11 protein-coding genes are annotated in these 18986 nt (G+C 33.2%); 7 read left to right on the top strand and 4 right to left on the bottom strand.

The genetic code is table 11. The annotated features are described in order from the left end of the window. The first annotated feature begins 91 nt into the window (after window positions 1-91). The 7 genes from P177_RS10970 (at window position 92) to P177_RS10940 (ending at window position 9810) form a co-directional block, all read left to right on the top strand. Complete coding sequence (locus tag P177_RS10970) at window positions 92-3844, top strand: efflux RND transporter permease subunit (RefSeq protein WP_036154702.1); 3753 nt, start codon at window positions 92-94, stop codon at window positions 3842-3844. Further along, the gene (locus P177_RS10965) at window positions 3841-5058 is read left to right on the top strand and encodes a TolC family protein (RefSeq protein WP_036154700.1); all 1218 of its coding nucleotides are present in this window, start codon (window positions 3841-3843) and stop codon (window positions 5056-5058) included. Before P177_RS10970 ends, P177_RS10965 begins: the two co-directional genes overlap by 4 nt. Before the next feature lie 33 nt (window positions 5059-5091). Next, window positions 5092-5667 carry a DUF3347 domain-containing protein gene (locus tag P177_RS10960; protein ID WP_036158258.1) on the top strand — a complete coding sequence of 192 codons (576 nt, stop codon included), beginning with the start codon at window positions 5092-5094 and terminating at the stop codon, window positions 5665-5667. A 160-nt stretch (window positions 5668-5827) separates the two neighbouring features. Further along, complete coding sequence (locus P177_RS10955; RefSeq protein ID WP_051941813.1) at window positions 5828-6319, top strand: DUF305 domain-containing protein; 492 nt, start codon at window positions 5828-5830, stop codon at window positions 6317-6319. Window positions 6320-6321: 2 nt separating this feature from the next. Next, complete coding sequence (locus P177_RS10950) at window positions 6322-8094, top strand: efflux RND transporter periplasmic adaptor subunit (protein WP_036154698.1); 1773 nt, start codon at window positions 6322-6324, stop codon at window positions 8092-8094. Between the two features lie 21 nt (window positions 8095-8115). Then, window positions 8116-8946, top strand: coding sequence for a class I SAM-dependent methyltransferase (locus P177_RS10945; RefSeq protein WP_036154696.1), 831 nt, complete (start codon window positions 8116-8118; stop codon window positions 8944-8946). Between the two features lie 66 nt (window positions 8947-9012). Beyond that, window positions 9013-9810 carry a CPBP family glutamic-type intramembrane protease gene (locus tag P177_RS10940; RefSeq protein ID WP_036154694.1) on the top strand — a complete coding sequence of 266 codons (798 nt, stop codon included), beginning with the start codon at window positions 9013-9015 and terminating at the stop codon, window positions 9808-9810. 979 nt (window positions 9811-10789) lie between these two features. Here the strand turns inward: P177_RS10940 and P177_RS10935 are convergent. The 4 genes from P177_RS10935 to P177_RS10920 form a co-directional block, all read right to left on the bottom strand. Then, window positions 10790-12004 (bottom strand): phospholipase D-like domain-containing protein, encoded by a 1215-nt coding sequence (locus P177_RS10935; RefSeq protein WP_036154692.1) that lies wholly within the window; start codon window positions 12002-12004, stop codon window positions 10790-10792. Between the two features lie 177 nt (window positions 12005-12181). Further along, entirely contained in the window at window positions 12182-13153 is a 972-nt protein-coding gene (locus P177_RS10930; protein WP_036154690.1) for an HNH endonuclease, read from the bottom strand. Then, a complete protein-coding gene (locus P177_RS10925; protein ID WP_036154689.1) occupies window positions 13131-15374 on the bottom strand; it encodes an AAA family ATPase in 2244 nt (747 codons plus the stop codon). Before P177_RS10925 ends, P177_RS10930 begins: the two co-directional genes overlap by 23 nt. A 12-nt stretch (window positions 15375-15386) precedes the next feature. After that, entirely contained in the window at window positions 15387-18638 is a 3252-nt protein-coding gene (locus tag P177_RS10920; protein WP_036154687.1) for a DEAD/DEAH box helicase, read from the bottom strand. Window positions 18639-18986: the final 348 nt, after the last annotated feature.

Raw genomic sequence — 18986 nt, 5'->3', positions numbered from 1 at the left:
TGAGCCCAGCAGGTTATCTGTTTTGGGCATGTTTTGTTGTTTTAATTTTTAACGCCAAAACTTTTCATTCACTATTTAATAACAATGATATATGCTAAATAAGAGCATTAAGTTTCTCATAGAAAATAAATTAGTGGCTATACTGTTATTCTCACTTTTTGTTTGTTGGGGGATTGTAAGCACACCTTTTAATTGGAATACCGGTATTCTACCGTCTAATCCGGTTGCTGTAGACGCCATACCAGATATAGGAGAAAACCAACAAATAGTTTTTAGCAAATGGGCTGGTAGGTCTCCGCAAGATATAGAAGACCAAATCACCTATCCTTTAACAACCACCCTTTTGGGAATACCTGGTGTTAAAACTATTCGTAGTTCATCTATGTTTGGCTTTTCTAGTATTTATATCATTTTCGAGGAAGATGTTGAATTTTACTGGACTCGAAGCCGCATTCTAGAAAAAATAAATTCGTTGCCAAGTGGTTTGCTTCCCGATGGTGTAAACCCCACATTAGGACCGGACGCTACAGGATTAGGGCAAATTTATTGGTACACTTTAGAAGGTCGAGATAAGGATGGTAATGTAACTGGAGGATGGGACTTACAAGAGCTTAGAAGCATTCAAGATTACTATGTAAAGTATGGGTTGGCTTCTGCGGGTGGTGTTTCTGAAGTAGCTTCCATTGGCGGGTATGTACAAGAATATCAAATAGATATTGAGCCTGAGAAAATGCGTCAATATGGTATTGGCTTAGGCGATGTCGTTAAGGCTGTTAAGGAGTCTAATCAAGATATTGGGGTACAGACTCTAGAAATGAATCAAGCGGAATATTTGGTTCGTGGCTTAGGTTATGTGAAATCTATTTCAGATTTAGAAGATGCGGTGGTAACTTCAAATGATTATACTTCGATTCATATCAAGGATATTGCAAATGTTCATTTAGGTCCCCAAGCAAGAAGGGGGATTTTGGATAAAGAAGGTTCAGAAGTTGTAGGTGGTGTAGTGGTTGCCAGATATGGTGCTAACCCCTTAGAGGTAATTAATAATATTAAGGAACAAATCAAAGAAATTGCACCGGGTTTACCTTCAAAAGTATTAGCTGATGGGAGAACATCCCAGTTAACCATAGTTCCTTTTTATGACCGTACAGAGCTTATTCAAGAAACCTTACATACGTTAAACGAAGCGCTTACGCTAGAAATTCTTATTACTATTCTTGTAATTATAGTCATGGTATTCAATCTACGTGCATCTATACTTATTTCGGGTTTATTGCCGGTGGCGGTATTGATGGTTTTTATTGCCATGAAACTATTTAATGTAGACGCTAATATTGTCGCATTATCTGGAATTGCAATCGCCATAGGTACTATGGTAGATGTTGGGGTAATACTCGCAGAGAATATGATTCGGCATCTAGAAGATGAGAAACTGCGTTTTCAAGAAAATGGTGTAGAATATACAACCAATGAAATTATATACAACGCAACAGCCGAGGTCTCTGGGGCAATATTAACAGCTGTTTTAACTACGATTATTAGTTTTTTACCTGTTTTTACAATGATTGGTGCAGAAGGTAAACTTTTTCGTCCGCTAGCATTTACCAAAACCATGGCATTAACGGCATCTTTGGTAATTGCACTTTTCTTAATACCCCCAATCGCCGCTTTTCTTTTTAGAAAGAGAAATTTAAAAATAGGGACTACATATTTTATTAATGGTTTATTAATAATTCTAGGTTCTATTGCCATTTTTTATGGCTATTGGTTGGGCTTATTGTTAGTTGCTTTTGGTGCTGTGGCTTTTTTTAAAATCAGTTCTTTTATCTCTTCGAAACAAGGGAATTTGATAAACATCATAATATCAACTATAGCAATTGTAGTCTTACTTGCAGAATACTGGAGACCACTTGGGTTTAATCGTAGCATTATCATGAATTTGATTTTTGTTTCAATTATTTGCTTCGGTCTATTGGGTGTATTTATAGTTTTTAGAAGGTATTATGACCAAATTCTTCGTTGGGCTTTAGAGAACCGACTTCTGTTTCTAACAATACCTACGGTTGTTTTAATACTGGGCGTTCTCATTATGAGAAATACTGGAAAAGAATTTATGCCTGCTCTTAATGAAGGCTCCTTTCTTTTAATGCCAACTTCTTTACCACATGCTGGTGTTGAAGAAAATAAGCGTGTACTACAACAACTAGATATGGCAGTTGCCAGTATTCCAGAAATAGAGACCGTAGTTGGTAAATCTGGTAGAACAGAATCTGCACTTGACCCAGCTCCTTTATCTATGTATGAAAACATGATTCAGTATAAGTCTGAATACATGAGAAATAGTAACGGAGAAAGGCAACGCTACAAGGTAAACGATGATGGATTGTTTGTTCTTAAGAATGATATGTACATTATTAACCCTAATAATGATATAAATGATGATGTAAATTATGAGGCTTCAATATTAAAAACAATAGCCACTATTAGGGATTTAATTGCTGATGACGATGGAGAATATTATCGAAACTGGCGACCAGAAATTAATACTCCAGATGATATTTGGAATGAAATAGTTAGGGTAACCAAATTCCCAGGGGTTACATCTGCTCCAAAATTACAACCTATTGAAACTAGACTTGTAATGTTGCAGACCGGTATGCGAGCTCCTATGGGCATTAAAGTTAAAGGACCTGATTTAAAAACTATTGAAGATTTCGGAATTCAATTGGAAGCCATTCTAAAGGAGGTTGAAGGGGTTAAGAAACAAGCTGTTTTTGCAGATCGTATCGTTGGTAAGCCATATCTACTTATTGACATTAAAAGAAAGCAATTAGCCCGTTATGGATTAACAATAATGGATGTGCAAGAGGTTCTTCAAGTAGCAGTTGGTGGTATGTCTCTTACGCAAACGGTAGAAGGCAGGGAACGTTACGGTGTAAGAGTTCGCTACCCTAGAGAATTAAGGGCGAACCCAGAAGATTTGAAAAATATTTATGTCCCAATAAATAATGGAACACAAGTGCCTTTGGGTGATCTTGTAGATATAAGATATGAACAAGGACCACAGGTTATTAAAAGTGAAGACACTTTTTTAATAGGTTATGTCTTGTTTGATAAATTGGATGGTTTTGCTGAAGTTAATGTTGTAGAAAGTGCACAAGCTCGAATTGAGCAAAAAATTGAAAACGGTAGTTTGATAGTTCCTCAGGGTGTCAGCTATCGCTTTACCGGAACCTATGAGAATCAACTAAGGGCAGAGAAAACACTTTCAATAGTAGTGCCTATGGCACTGTTAATTATTTTCTTGATATTATATTTTCAGTTTAAATCGGTAGCCACATCATTAATGGTGTTTACAGGCATCTCTGTTGCCTTTGCAGGTGGTTTTATCATGATCTGGTTATATGGACAAGATTGGTTTTTTAATTTTAGTTTATTCGGAGAAAATCTACGGACACTTTTTAATATGAAGACCATTAACCTAAGTGTAGCTGTCTGGGTTGGTTTTATTGCCTTGTTCGGTATTGCTACAGATGACGGTGTAGTTATGGCTACCTATCTCACCCAAACATTCGATAGGGAAAACCCTACAGATAAAACAGGAGTTCGAGTAGCAACTTTAGAAGCTGCAGGTAAACGTATTCGTCCTTGTTTAATGACTACCGTAACTACCATATTGGCACTACTGCCTGTACTAACATCTACGGGAAAGGGAAGTGATATTATGATGCCGATGGCTATTCCCATATTTGGAGGAATGATCATAGATATCACATCTTATTTCTTGGTTCCTGTTCTCTATAGCTGGAAAAAAGAATATCAACTTAAAAAATTAAATAGATGAAAAATAGTATTCTAAATCTCTGTTTTTGGTTTGTTGTTCTTTCCGTAAAAGCACAACATGTTCAAAAGTATATAGAAGAAGCGGTTGAAAATAATCCTGAGATTCAATCTCTGGAATTAAGATATCAAATTGCGGATGAAAAAGTAAATGAGGCGGCTTGGATTCCTAATACGGAAATAAGTGCCGGCTATTTTGTAAGTGAACCGGAAACTAGGGTTGGCGCACAACGTGCAAGGATAGGGGTAAAACAAATGTTGCCATGGTTTGGTACAATTACCGCCCGTGAAAATTACGCTACCTCAATGGCAGATTCTGAGTATGTGGAAATCGTTATCGCAAAAAGAAAATTGGCGCTATCGGTATCCCGATCATATTATGAGTTATTTCTAATACGTTCAAAGCAAGGAATACTTGAACAAAATATTCAACTATTACAAACCTATGAGCGCCTGGCATTAACCTCGGTACAAGTGGGAAAGGCTTCTGCGGTAGATGTTTTACGATTACAGATTCGCCAGAATGAGCTACAACAGCAAATAGAAATACTAGAAGAAGCTTTTATTTCTGAACGGTCAGCCTTCAATATTTTACGCAATAGAGAGGAAAATTCAGCTGTGGAAATAGTTGCCTTATTGGAAATTCCCAATGAGGATTTTGGTATAGATACAGAAAAACTTGCCCTTAACCCAGAACTATTAAAATATGATAAACTTTATGAGTCTGTTGTAAAATCAGAATTGCTTAACCAACGTGAAAGTGCACCTGCAATTGGGTTTGGTATAGATTATTTACCGGTTATCGAACGTACCGATATGGTCTTAGATGACAATGGTAAAGATATTTTAATGCCCATGGTTTCAGTTTCAGTGCCCATTTTTAATCATAGGTATAAATCTATTTCTAAGCAAAATGAATTACGAAAACAAGAAATAGAATTTCAAAAGAACAGTCGCCTTAATGTATTGGAGTCTGCTTTTGCAAAAGCGATATCAGAACGTAACCAAGCTAGAATAGCCTACAACATTCAAGGTAAAAATGTAGCGCAGGCCAAAGATGCCGAGCAAATTCTAATTGCCAATTACGAGACCGGCACAATTGACTTTAATGATGTGTTGGACATACAGGAACTACAGCTCAAATTTGAGTTGAATCAAATAGCATCAATAAAATCATTTTATACCCAACAATCAATTCTTAATTATCTAATTCAATAATAGAAATTAAAAAACTACATGAAAAATAAAAATATGAAAACAGTAAATAAAAGTATAGCTACGATTGCATTAACAACCATGATAATAGTGACAATCTCTTGTAAAGATGAGAAAAAAGGTAGCGAAGTTTCCTTAGAAGAGATAGAAATGAATGATGCAAAAAAAATGTCTATGAGTGCTTCGGAAAAAGTAAAGGTAGAAACTATTCTTTCAGATTACTTTAATCTTAAAAATGCATTAGTGGATGATGACAACGATAAAGCCAAAACCTTAGGCAATACACTTGCTAAATCTTTAAGTAGTCTTGATCAGTCACAGTATTCAGAAAATCAACTAGAGAAATTAGCAAGTATTATAGCAGATGCAACGGAGCAATCTAAACATATTTCAGAGGCTGATATAGTAAAACAGCGAGAGTATTTTAAAATTTTAAGTAAAGATTTAACCAATATGGTAGCCTTTACAGGAACAGAAAACACATTATATCAACAGTTTTGTCCAATGTATGATGATGGTAGTGCTTGGTTGAGTAAAAGCGATAATATTAAAAATCCGTATTACGGCAGTAAAATGCTTACCTGTGGGAAAGTGCAAAAGGAAATCAATTAAATAGTATTGTTGAAAAGATTTGTAATTGAAACTATGATGAGTTTAAAAAATACTACAGACTAAAGTCCTGATGTAGGAAGTGGAGTTATATGTTAATGGTTAGTGCTTAACCACTTCCTTACTCAGGCATTAAAAGACATGATAATAAAAAATATAAAAAATGAAAAAAGTAGAAAATGTAAGTAATGAAATGGGTGATAATAACTATACAAAATTTGCATTGATGCTCGTGGCATCCTTTGTGGCCATGTACATCAGCATGTACTTAAATACCTATGCTATAGACCATGTTTATTTTAGTCTCACAAGGTTCTATATGAGTTGTTTGGGTATTTCTACCATGGCATTGATCATGTTTTTTGCCATGCGTAATATGTATAAGAACAGAAAGAAGAATATGGTTATAATCTTTGGCAGTATAGCTTTGTTTTTAGCTGCTTTGGGCTTGGTTAGGGTACAAGCGCCCATTGTAGGTGATGTGTTGTGGATGAAGGCAATGATACCGCATCATTCTATTGCAATTTTAACCAGTGAACGTGCAGATATTCAGGATCCAGAGGTCAAAAAGTTGGCCAATGATATTATCAAAGCACAAAAAAGGGAAATCGAAGAAATGAAGGCGATGATCAAGCGCCTTGAAAACGAAAAATAAGTATGAAGAAAAATGTTCTTTACCTAGTTGCCGCCGTGTTCGTAGGGTTACTTTGTGGCTATTTTATATTTGGCACTAATTCTACTGCCCCGGGTGAAAAAGTGCACAATGATCATGACCATGAAGAGGTTGGATCCAGTGAAATGTGGACCTGCTCTATGCATCCACAGATCATGCAGTCAGAACCAGGCGATTGCCCCATATGTGGTATGGATTTGATACCTGCGGAGACAGGTGCGGACGGACTTTCGGCCAACGAAATTAAAATGACCGAAAATGCCATTGCCTTGGCAAATATTCAAACAGCGATAGTAGGATCGGTTGCTGGTGCATCTGAGGATAACAATATTTTACTTTCCGGTAAAATTGTACCCAATGATGAGAATAATGCGGTACAGGCCAGTTATTTTGATGGTCGTTTAGAACGTTTACATGTGAATTATGAGGGGCAAAAGATACAGAAAGGCCAGCTATTGGCAACCATTTATTCCCCTAATTTGGTCGCGGCACAACAAGAGCTTTTGACTACGTCAACCCTAAAAGAATCTCAACCGGCTTTATATGAAGCGGTGAGGAATAAATTGAAATTGTGGAAATTATCCGATGCTCAAATTGCCGCAATTGAAACTACAGGTAAGGTTAAGGACAATTTTCCGATCTATGCTACGGTAACCGGTACCGTTACAGAGGTTACGGCTAGGGAAGGGGACTACGTAAAACAAGGCCAGCCTATATTAAAAGTTAGTAACCTTACTACGGTTTGGGCAGAATTCGATGCTTATGAAAATCAAATATCAAGTTTAAAAGTTGGGCAGAAAATAAAAGTAGTTTTAAATGCTTATGCTACAAAAGAATTTGAGGCAACAGTATCTTTTGTAGACCCAATTTTAAGTAATGCTACCCGTACGGTCATTGTTAGGGCCATTCTTAAAAATACAGATGATTTATTTAAACCGGGTATGTTTGTTACCGGTAAAATCTCTGGTGAAAACAACCATAATGAGGATGTTATAACCGTACCTGCAAGTGCTGTAATGTGGACGGGGGAGCGGTCTTTGGTATACGTAAAAACTAGTGTGGATCAACCCATTTTTGAAATGCGGGAAGTAAATATCAACGGAAGAAATGGTGAAAACATAAGTATTGCTAGCGGCTTACAGCATGGAGAGGAAATTGTTACCAATGGTACTTTTACCATTGATGCTGCTGCACAGTTACAGGGTAAGAAATCTATGATGAACAAAATGGGAGGTAGGGTAATGACCGGACATGAACATCATACTGGGATGGAAGCTACTAGTAATAAAGCTGAAACATCATCTCATATGGAGATGGAATTTTCAAAGTCTTTTCAAGATGATTTTTCTAAGGCCTTGCATACCTATTTGGAAATGAAAGATGCATTTGTTTCTGGTGAACCCCAGCAAATTACTTCTTTGGCCAAAAAAGCTGCAGCTGCTTTTGAATCATTACCCAAAAAGGATTTGGGTACACTTGAAAAAGAACATTTGGAACAAAGTATAGCCATGTTCTCGGCAATTGGTAAAAGTGACCATCTAGACCAACAAAGAGAACATTTAGTAGTCTTAAATGAACATATTGTAGCTATGGCCATGAATTTGAAATCACCTATTGAGAGCTTGTATGTGCAACGTTGTCCTATGTCCAATAGCGACCAAGGCGCAGTATGGCTGAGTCTTGATGAAGAAATTAGGAACCCATATGTTGATAGGGGTATGTTAACCTGTGGTAGTGTAGTACAGGTAATTCAATAGACCTAAAAACATAAAAATGACATGAAAAAGCAAATTAAAGAATTTACAGGTGCAATTTTAATGCAGTTGCAACGTAAAAAAGCTGAATCTCTAATAAAAAAAGGAATCAGTTTTAATGTAGGTAACGAACTGAATTTAAATGAGCGGCTAATGCGTGCAGCACTTTTAAAACAAGCGGAGAAAAATGAAGATTTCAATCTACTTGCCGACTATCATAAAAACTTTTGGGAGCAAACCGGCAGAAAATATTTTTCGGAGAAAGAGAGTGTATTAAACGATTTCTTTTTGCCACATTGCTTACCTGTATTTGAAATGCTTAAAAAGCTTCTTAAAGCCAGTCCAGAAAAATACCATACCATGATAGAAATAGGTACAGGTAACGGTGAGGTTCTGGAGTATTTGAGTAGACAGTTTCCGCAAATAGAAAAATTCATTGGTATAGATTTAAGTTCTGATCAAATTGAATTTAACACAAAAAAATACCAGCAATATCCAAATATTGACTTTGTAGCCTCCGATGGTGCTGAATGGATTAGGAAAAACGGAACGGACAATATGATCATTTTAACTTCGGGTGGTGTTTTAGAGTATTTTACACAACAACAGTTAAATCAACTGTTCAGCTATTTAAACCATTTGAAAGACATTATTTTCATAGCAATCGAGCCAAAAGGGGTAGATGTTGATTTTACTAAAAATCCAAACTCGCAACCCTATGGAATAGAGCGGTCATTCTCTCATAACTACACGCAGCTTTTTGAAGAAACAGGATTTAGCTTATGGTATCAATCTGTGATTGAAGGGGTGCAAAAAGAAGCCGATTTTGAAGTGTTCGGCGCCATAAATCTATAGAATCTGGTATAAAGACTCAGTATAAGATTTTAACTAAATAACCAAACCACAACTACGAGAATACCGATGACCACAAAAAAGATCAACTTTTTAAAAAAGTACGAAATCTGGGTGTTTTTAACCCTGGCACCATTGTTGAATTTTGCTATAACCTTTGCAAAGAGTAGGGGGCTTATAGAGTTTTTCCCATATACCAACGGTAGGTTTTATGCACTGTTTTTCTTGTTAGTATTCATAGTGAAAATTACCAAGGGCAATGAAGGTATCAAGAATTTATTCAGACCTATGGCTGTGTGGAAAATTCACCCAAAATGGTATTTATTTAGTTTGCTCTTTGCTTTTACCATAGGGCTCATCACCTTATCGATCAAAGCCATATACCATAACGATATATCTTTTCTTCAGTTCGAATTATATATACCTACTTTAAAATTCACTTTGTTCTTGTTGTCATGGGCATTCTTGGGTGAGGTGGTCTGGATTGGGTATGCCGTGCGTGTACTGTCAAAGAAAATAAATCCGTTTTTGGCAACTCAGATTATTGGTTTTGTATGGTCTTTATGGTGGTTGCCGTCTGTTTATATCAATGTGGGGGTTATAGAAGATCTACCAGTGTGGCCCTTATTCTTGAATATGATGGGCGCAGCAGGTATGTGTGCCATAGTGTATTCAAAAACTAAAAGCGGAATTTGTGTTTTGGTGATACAATCTATGTTGAACATGTCTTTGGTATTATTACCAATTTCTCCAGATGCCGGTGATTATACGTATACCATATTTGCCGTATTATATTTTCTGATCATGTTGGTGTTTATGTATTTCATGCCGCTTAAAATTCACTCAGAACCTAAAAAAGTTTCTTAAGTTGAAATTTGCTAAAGCGAGCTTTTGAATTATCCTGTGGATGATTTAAAAGTCGGCGAGATGCAGCCGTTGGACTTGTGAAGTAAGAATTTTAATGATTGTATATGTTTTAGAATAGTGGATAATAAAAAGTCTATTTTACATAATATAAATTATAGTACAGATTGGTACATAAGATTTGTACGTCAACCTCTTAGCTGTAAGCTATAATTCTATTATGTAAAATATCCCTCGTATTTATAGTTTTTAAGAGAATTATGAACAGGGTCATCAACCTTTCTAATTTACGTAGCTTGAATATTTCTACACAGAAAAATACTTTTCGAAAATTTCAAATTCTTAGAAACCCCAGCGAGAAACCTTTTAGCTGTATCTATAATTAGCCGTTATGTAAAATAGCCGCTATCAAGCGCTCGATTGCTTTTTAAATTATAAAATGCTAAAAAACGCATTTAAAATTTAAACACAATTTGCCATCGCTTGCCAACGCCATTTAAAAGCTAACCTTTTAGATTCGTTCAAAATTCGTGTATTCGAGTAAATGTGTCCAAGATTTTTTTCTACAGCATTCTCGTCAGATTACCACAACAGCTCAAAATTTCGAAAATAAAATTTCTGAGCACTTGTTACCACTATCCTTTGTTTGAAGCTTTTCTTTAGGTACTTATAACATTATGTCAAATAGGATTTCAACATCGTAACCAGTAAGATTTTTATTTATCTTTTTTACTTGATAAAAAAAGAAACAAAAAAATCAAGGCTTACAGATAATTTTAGAAACAATGTACGGCTCAGTCCCTATATTCTAGAAAGCATTCTAACTCCTAAGACCACTTGGAATTCTTTGAAACACTAAAATGGTCAACAAACCTCATTACCAGCCCTCTAGAATATGGCCGCTCCCCTCGCCTATTGTTTAGCTAAAATCCTCTTAGGCCGTTTTGCCAACGCATCAGCTGGGTAAAAACGATAAGAATAATTATGTGTTGTATTCCTTACTTTCCTGTTTTAACAACCAATAAATTTCATTAAAAAAACTATCTACTTCTAGCATGTTTTTTAGATTCAATTGATTACATATTTCTTCAATTAATAAGCAATAGTCTTGATAGTTTTGTCCATTAAATGAATCACTATGTGCTTTATAATAAACCCCAGCTTCTTTTTTTAATACAGTTATAGGATTTGAATTAAGGTTTGCATACCTGTTTGGTTGAAAAGTCATCATTATCTCAGTTACGTAGTTAACCCTAGCTCCATGTACTTGCTGTACCAATTCTTTTGCTTGTACAAAAACTTTACTTGGTAATGCCTTCTGATTTCCTTTGATGAATTGAACTAAGTTTCTGAATTCGTTTTTACAATCATAAACGTCATGCCTTAAACGTAAAAGGCTTCCACTTTGCCACAAAGCCTTTTGCCCTGCTGCTCCAACAAGTAAGTCTATAATATCCTCAAATCTATCTTGGGTCAATCTTTTGCTATCAGCAATTTCATTCAATAGTTTTTTTGCTTCTTTATAATTTCTTTCTCGCTGCTTAAAATCTGCTTTACTTTGTGCTGTCCTATATTTTTTTAATCGCTTTTTAAGCTTTTTATAATCAAAAGCATAGTCAGACTCTCTTTTGTCTGGTGCTGCTTTTTGGTCTTTTCTAGCACTACGTTGGTCATTATAGAACTGCTCGTATCTTTTTATTAGCATCAAACTTATTGGATTTGCTTTATCTGCTGCGGTAATACTTTTAAAATACTTTATTGAAGCTTTCCAGTCTTTACTAGACGTTTTGGTTTTGCTAACCAATGAAACTTCTTCATTGGTTGTTAATCCCCCTTTAGTAATGTTAGCTGAGCCAGAAATTATAAAACCTTTACCATTATGTTTAAAAAGAAATAGTTTAGGATGAAAAACGTTAGTTTTATCGTCTGCCTTATCTAAAAACAGATTCGCATTTATATTATTTTTGAATAAGTAAAAAATACTTTTTAAAGCCTCAGGTTCTGTTAAACCAAAATTTTGACCTGCTATTATATTTATAGGTTTATCAGCTTTTATATGCTTTTTTATCGCTGGCAATATTAGTTTTAGACCAGACATTTTTAAAAACGCAGATGCTAACCAAACTTCGTCTGATTTTTCAAAACATTTAATGATAGTAGAAAGATGATTTGATTTAGTGTTATTTGATAGAATCATATTTTACAACTTTATTTACAGAAGTTCTTCACCTTATAAAGACGAATGGAGCACAATACATTAATAATCTTTATTACCAGCATTCTAGAATATGGCTGCTCCCATCACTTATTGTTTAGTCAAAATTCTCTTAGGGCGTTTTGCCAGCGCTTCATCCGCTAAGAAACAATAGACTTTTTAAATTAAATCTAAATCTTTACTAATATCCATTACTAACTTACTCATAGGTCTTTTATGTATATCCCTATCTTCTGTGTAATTACCAACTAAAGTTCTTTTAAACAATTCTGGATGTAAAGAAAGTTTATCAAAATTGAGTTTCAAAGTTTTCAAATATGACCTATTATATATCTGACTTTTAATAATTAATTCTTCAATTAAATCATTTTGAGTTTCATATATACCTTCAATATGAAATATTTCATTGAAATTTTTGGCCCCAACCACAGTATAACTGGGTTCACTAAAAGTAAAGACTATGTCCTCTGCATCTCTTGTTGTTAGGTATTTGGATTTTGAGTAAGGACTTAATTCAAACCTATAATTTGATTTAATAGTCCTACTTACATCATTTGTATATAATTCAAATTCAATTTTATTATTACTCTTAGCTCTATTACATGAAGAACATGCTGGATATAAGTTAAATAGACTAATGCTTAAAAAGGGATAATCGTCTTTTGAATGGTAGTGGTCTACATCAAATTTAGCAGAAAAACCACCTTTAGATTTCACAGCTGTAATCGATAATTGTGAATTACAATAAACGCAAGACTTTATACCTATTTCTTTAAAATATTTTGGATAAAAAGAACTTCTAAGATTTTTATAATCCAAGGCTACCAATATAGAGTTCTTTATTGGGCTCTTTACTTGTTTGGTAGTTCCATTTTTATAAGTTTTAGTGATTAGAGGTACATTAGCAATAACACCTCTATTACTATCTATTTTGTCAGAATCCCAAAGTAAAATATCGGTATTATCTTCAAATAATAAAATGATACTTTCTAAATAAGCCTTATCAATAATATCAACCGTTTTGGCATTCAAAGCATTTAATTTATCAATAGCTTTTTCTCTTTGGGTTGCTATATCCTTTAGAAAAAGTGCTTGAACTGCTAAAATTTTATTTATGTGTATGGCTATCATCTCTTAACTTCTCTAGTTTTTCTATTTGATTATCAATAAATTCATTTTTTGAATCTTTAAATGTTTCAACATATAAATCCATCAAACTCATATATAAAATTGGCTCGCCAACAATATCAATTATGTTTTTACATTTTTGTTTAAGACTATCCAATTTGTGTAACCCATATTTTTTGTCCTGAACATCTTTCATTATTTCAATAATTTCCTTGATTTTTTCCTTAGCAAACTCACCCATGAAACCTTTTTTCAAGAAAAAATCGTTAGCTAGCAAGTCATGTATATTTGCTCCAAATGTCTGTTGCTCAATAGTTTTAGCCTTTCCGTTATTTAATCTTAAAATATTTGAAGATGGAATATCTGATAAAATAAAAGGGGAATGTGTTAGAAAAATAATATGTATTGATTCAATACCGATTTCTCCATTCTCTTTTATATTTTCTAAAGCACTTAAAATATTTGAGGTTAACTCTCTTTGCATATCTGGATGATAGTAGATTTCGATTTCATCTAGAATGATAGAAATATTTTTATACGGCAACCTTATAACTTTGTTTTCATCATTTTCTTTACCCTTAGTTTTATCAACTTCATCAGAATGAACAGATTGTAAATTGTATAAATGGTAGGTAATTGTATTGATATTAAATATCATCTGTTGCTCACCAGAACTCAATTCACTAAGGCGTATGGGCTTAATGTTTGAGTTGTTTTTTATAGATAAGTCGAAATCAATATTAAAAAATCCAGGTAATGCAAATTCCATTAAAGCTGAGGCACTCAAATTCTTATAGTTTGGGTTACATTCTGCTAGCCAAATCCTAAATTTTGACATATCAAACTCTGCATAAGAATAATGATTTTTTTCATTCCATATTGATGAAGGGTTATTTGTGTACTTAATAAAATTAATGGTCTGTCTAAGTTTCTTTGTTATATGGCTCGTGTCATTTCTTAAAAAAGCCATGAACTTATTGTGATTATGATTTAATTTTTTGTCAAGAAATAAATCAGAATAATTATTCTTTATTTTTTCTATTTTCTTTTCTATATAACCTAGAGCAAAATCCTGATAATTTGTAAATCTAGTTAGATACTCAGTACCTAGTTTAGACCTCACAAAAACTACTGATTTTAGTCTATCAAAATCTTTTTTTGTGTATAATTTTGTTTTTGATTTTTTTAAATCTCTGTTTTCATCTTCAAAACTATCACACGTTATCAGAATAAAATCCTTTTTAGCAAATAATAAGAATTTTTTCAAATAGTATTTGTCTAGTAAAATAACTTCTGGTTTTTTTGCTATTTCAAACGTTAAATTTGACATTACTCTTTCATTAGAAAGGTGCAATTCTCTATTAATATTAAAATTACCATTGTCCCGCATCGGGTTAATAACTACAGGTGTAGCATATCCATCATTTTTATGAAATAAACTATTTATCCAATTACCCAGAACTTCTGAATTCAATGAATGATGTGAATAATTGAGACAAATAGAATAGAAAAAAGGGTCAAAAAAGAAGTTCTTTAACTTTTCCAACTCTCCATTAGGTTTGTATTTATGGCAGTTTAGTTCTTTGTTAGAAAAACTTATTGAATAAATTCCTTCAGAAGTTTCATAAACCAAAGCTACAGAGAGCTCATCTCTAATAGAGCGTTCAATTTTTAAATCATCTTGTTCTTGACCATGTAAGTATTCTAGGCGGTTTTTAATTATGTTTTTTAATAAAGTTTGACCGTCTGTTATACCTGCTAACTCCTTTTTATTTAAACTAAGATTATGGTCGTTTAGAATCTTAAATAGTTCTATAGGCCTAATTTTTCGTTTTGAGTCATATAACTTTTGTGCATCTTTTTGAGCTCTTTTAATCTGTTGATTGATGAGTTCTGAATGTTCTGTCAACAATGATTTTTTACTATTATATATACTCATAGTATAAATCAAATAGTATAAGAGTTCGATTAAAGCACTTTTTCCAGAACCATTTAATCCAACTAAAGCAGAAACTTCTACAGTAATTCCATTCTTTAAATCGTATAGACTATCTATGCTTTTTTTCTCATCTTTTAAAACCTTGGTAATTTTACTTTTATCAGCATCTAACTCTACTATAAAATCGTCTTTAAACTTGTAGGCTTCTCCAATAATTAAGTTTTTTCGGAATTTTTCAGCACAACCATTTAAAGGAATAATACAGAGAAGTTTAAATTGATTCATATCTATATTTTATCAGTAACTAGTTATTACGTTTAAATTGATGTCTGCAAATTCCTTAATATAATTTTCTGTGACCCCTAATAGGGTCAGGATACTACTTGAAGTTGATGATTTCGAAAGACTTGGTTGAACTATAAAAATTTCAAAATCCATGGATATTCTTTTCTTTGCTATAGACAATAATTTTATTAAATCATCCCTAGTGCCTTTCTCAATTCTAGAGCATTGTTTACCTTTTCGTCTTTTGACTTCACGTCTAAGCAGATGTTCAAAAAATTCTATCCCACTTTTATGTTTCCAATGTATTGACTTTTGGGCTTGACCACAAACTTCATAAAAATTACCAATGCTCTTATTAACTTTTCCTTCCTTGGCATATTTTAAATGATAGAAATTGACTTTTATCTTGTCTGGTAATTGCTTGATAGCTATCACATCTGCAATTTCTCCTGAATAATCGTCATCATATATTATATCGAAGTCCTCTTTTTTTAATTCTTCAATTACTTTATATTGAATAGAGTTGGATAGTTTTGGGTCTATGCCTTGTGCTTCTTTGCTTAAATCTATTCCTTTCCAATTCCAAGGAATTAATTTATCAATAGAAAAAGGGTTAATCATTTGACTTAATTCCACATAATAATTTCCAGTAAGAGCGGAACCATCAGCAAACCATATTGTAGGCACATATTTGTATAAAAAACGACTTAAGTTAACTCTATTAGTACCATATTCTACAATAACTGTATCTGCGGAAATTTTGATTATTTCGTAGTCATATATTGTATTACTTTCAATTGATTTTTCATTTAATTTAATCTCTAAATCAATTGTTTTATCTATTGTTTCCAACTGAAAATATAGTGCTTCATCTTCGGTAGCTTTTGTTATTTTTAATTCACAATTTGATAAATCATATTTCTTTCCGTCAATTAAAAACTTGTATTTTATTTCAGAATGGCTGTACATTTCTTCATCCCAATCTATCCAAACAGGAAAAATCCCTTTTGGTCTGATAGAAATTGATTTTGGCATAAGAGTTTCTTTCAAAACTTGATTGGGGTCTATCTTTTCATCAATAAGTTTTTTTCCAACCTCTTTGCACCATTCAGTATATTCTTTTAATCCTCCTCTTAATTTACTCCATATTTTACCTTTATAAGAACACCCTAAAGAGACTTTTTCTCCCTCGACATACCCAACTCCAAAAACAAAAGCTTTCTGACCTCGTTCTTTTTCGGCTATACTCAATGCTTGTTCTACATCTGTACCAACACTCATTCTAAAGCGAATATTCTTTCCTAAAAACTCTTTTAGGCCAACATTTTGCAATGAAACTCTTTGTAGTCCATGAAAGGCTCTGAATATATTTATTTCATTTATCTGTTCTGCATCTTTTCCAATAATAGCTTCTGCTAAATCTTTACTCGCGCTTTTGTCAGAGCTATAGATAAACAATAAGTTGTTTTTTGAATCCCAAAAAGCAATAGTAATACTCCATTGCAATTCATAAATTTCCTTGAAATTTCCCCAATCAACATTCTTTTTTTGAGCTGTTACTATTACTAAAACGTTTTGCTCTGTATTGATGTCAGAAAACCTATAATCACTTTCGTCAAAATTGGTCATTCCAACCTTGAAGTTGCTTGGAAACCAAGAATCTGTGTGATTTTTATAAACTACAGCGCTTAGTGGAGTGCGTATATTCTGTAGAGAAATAGTTGTGTCTCCCAGATTTTTAAAACCAGTAATGAATTCTTCATAAGCAATCTCATCATCAATTTCTCCAGTACTTAAAGAAGATAGTAGTAAATTCCAATCTGCATCTTGAGCGTATAGTTCGGCCAATTGATTCTTTACACTAATATCTGCCAAATTTGCAATAAATGATGCATCTCCCAATTCTTCATCATATTTGGTTCTTGTAAATCTACCAGCAAATTGTAATGTTATTGGTAAACTTTTTCGAATATCGTGGAACGCTGCCACTTTTAATTCTGGTAAATCAAACCCTTCTCCTAACATATCAACTGCCACAATTATTCTATGCTTTTTTAAGACAATATCTTGTAAAACAGTTTTCTTATCTAAAGTTTCTGAATGAATTACTACTGGATTAAGGTCAGATTGTTTTTTATAAATTTCAAATATTGATTTCGCACGGTCTTTCGTGCTGCATCTAGCCATTAAAATATGATTATATCCATTTTTGATATCTAGGCGTAGCCTTTCAATAGCTTTATCGGCAATTAAATTATCTGCTTTTTCCGAATCATATTCTCTAACCGGTATAAAATCAATTTTCTTAAAGTAGCCTTGTTCTTGTGCTTTTGCTAACGGAAAATTGAAAATTATTTTTCCATCTAATCGTTTTTGGTCATTACGAAAAGGTGTAGCCGTAAACATCAAAACTTTATCTTCATCAAATCGTTTTCTGAATAAGTCCCAAGATGATGCTTTTATATGATGTGCTTCATCAATAAAGATGTGTGTACATAATTCAGCAATTTTAGTTTGATGAGCTATTGGACTAGTAGCAACAATATTCATCGAGGTAACTATTACATTACTATTATTGAAAAAATGTTCTAATTCTTTTAAATCGGTAAACTTTTGTCTTAAAATCCCAACTTTTGGATAAGAAACTCTTTCTGCAATTATCCCAAATTGTTTTAATAGCCCCAAAGTTTTGAATTTATTGAATATCTGTGTTCTTAACGCATCTGATGGTACCGTAACAATGACTTTTTTACATTTATTAGCTATCAATAATGATAACATCGTTTCAGTCTTTCCCGTACCTGTTGGCATTACAACTACACCACTTTTGTCGGAAACTCTTAAATGACTAAGACTGGCATATAAAGCAGATATTTGTGGGATTCTTAAGCCATTTATACCATGGGCCAAATTTTCTTCTTTGAAATGAAAGTTGTCTTTCCAAGAATTAATAACTTGGTCGTTTGTCAGTATTTTACTTTTAGGATGTTTTAACCACTTTTTAATTTTAGTATCACCTGAAATTAGTCTTCCTAAAGTGGGATTGCTTGATGTGAACAAGACATAGTTATATTCCTCTGGAATATTGGTTTTATTACTTGTGAAATAGTAATCTTCTTTATTAAAGTTCAAAACCACACTTCCTCTTTTAGAACTAACTAATGTTGGATTTATTTCTGTTGCTTCCTCAACTAATTGTTCGATTCGATTTTTGTTCCCAGTTTTACTCCATACTTCTAACAAGAGTTGTGGTATTTTAATCATTGGTATAATTTATTTACCCATTTCTAGCAAAGGCTAAAAACAGTATGGTTATTAAAACTTTTGGGGAGAATTATAACTTGAATGAGACAATCAAATATATTAAAAATTAACAAGTATATATTTACGTAATTCCGTAATCATTTAAATTTTAGAGAGAATAATCTCATTCCATACACATTACCTCTTCACTCCTATCGTCGCTTGGGCAAAGAGTATTTCATTACATTTTGAGAAGAAAGTTTTTAGAAAGAAAAAAATCAATGAAGATTGTAACAACTTTCGCTTTTAATCAAAGCTCAAGTTACATAACGCGGAACATTATGGTACAAAGCATAGCATTTGAACCAG

This window comes from Maribacter forsetii DSM 18668 (genome assembly GCF_000744105.1).
Taxonomy (GTDB): domain Bacteria; phylum Bacteroidota; class Bacteroidia; order Flavobacteriales; family Flavobacteriaceae; genus Maribacter; species Maribacter forsetii.
Note: the sequence above shows the minus strand (reverse complement) of the source record. Positions and strands in the feature narration are given on the sequence as shown.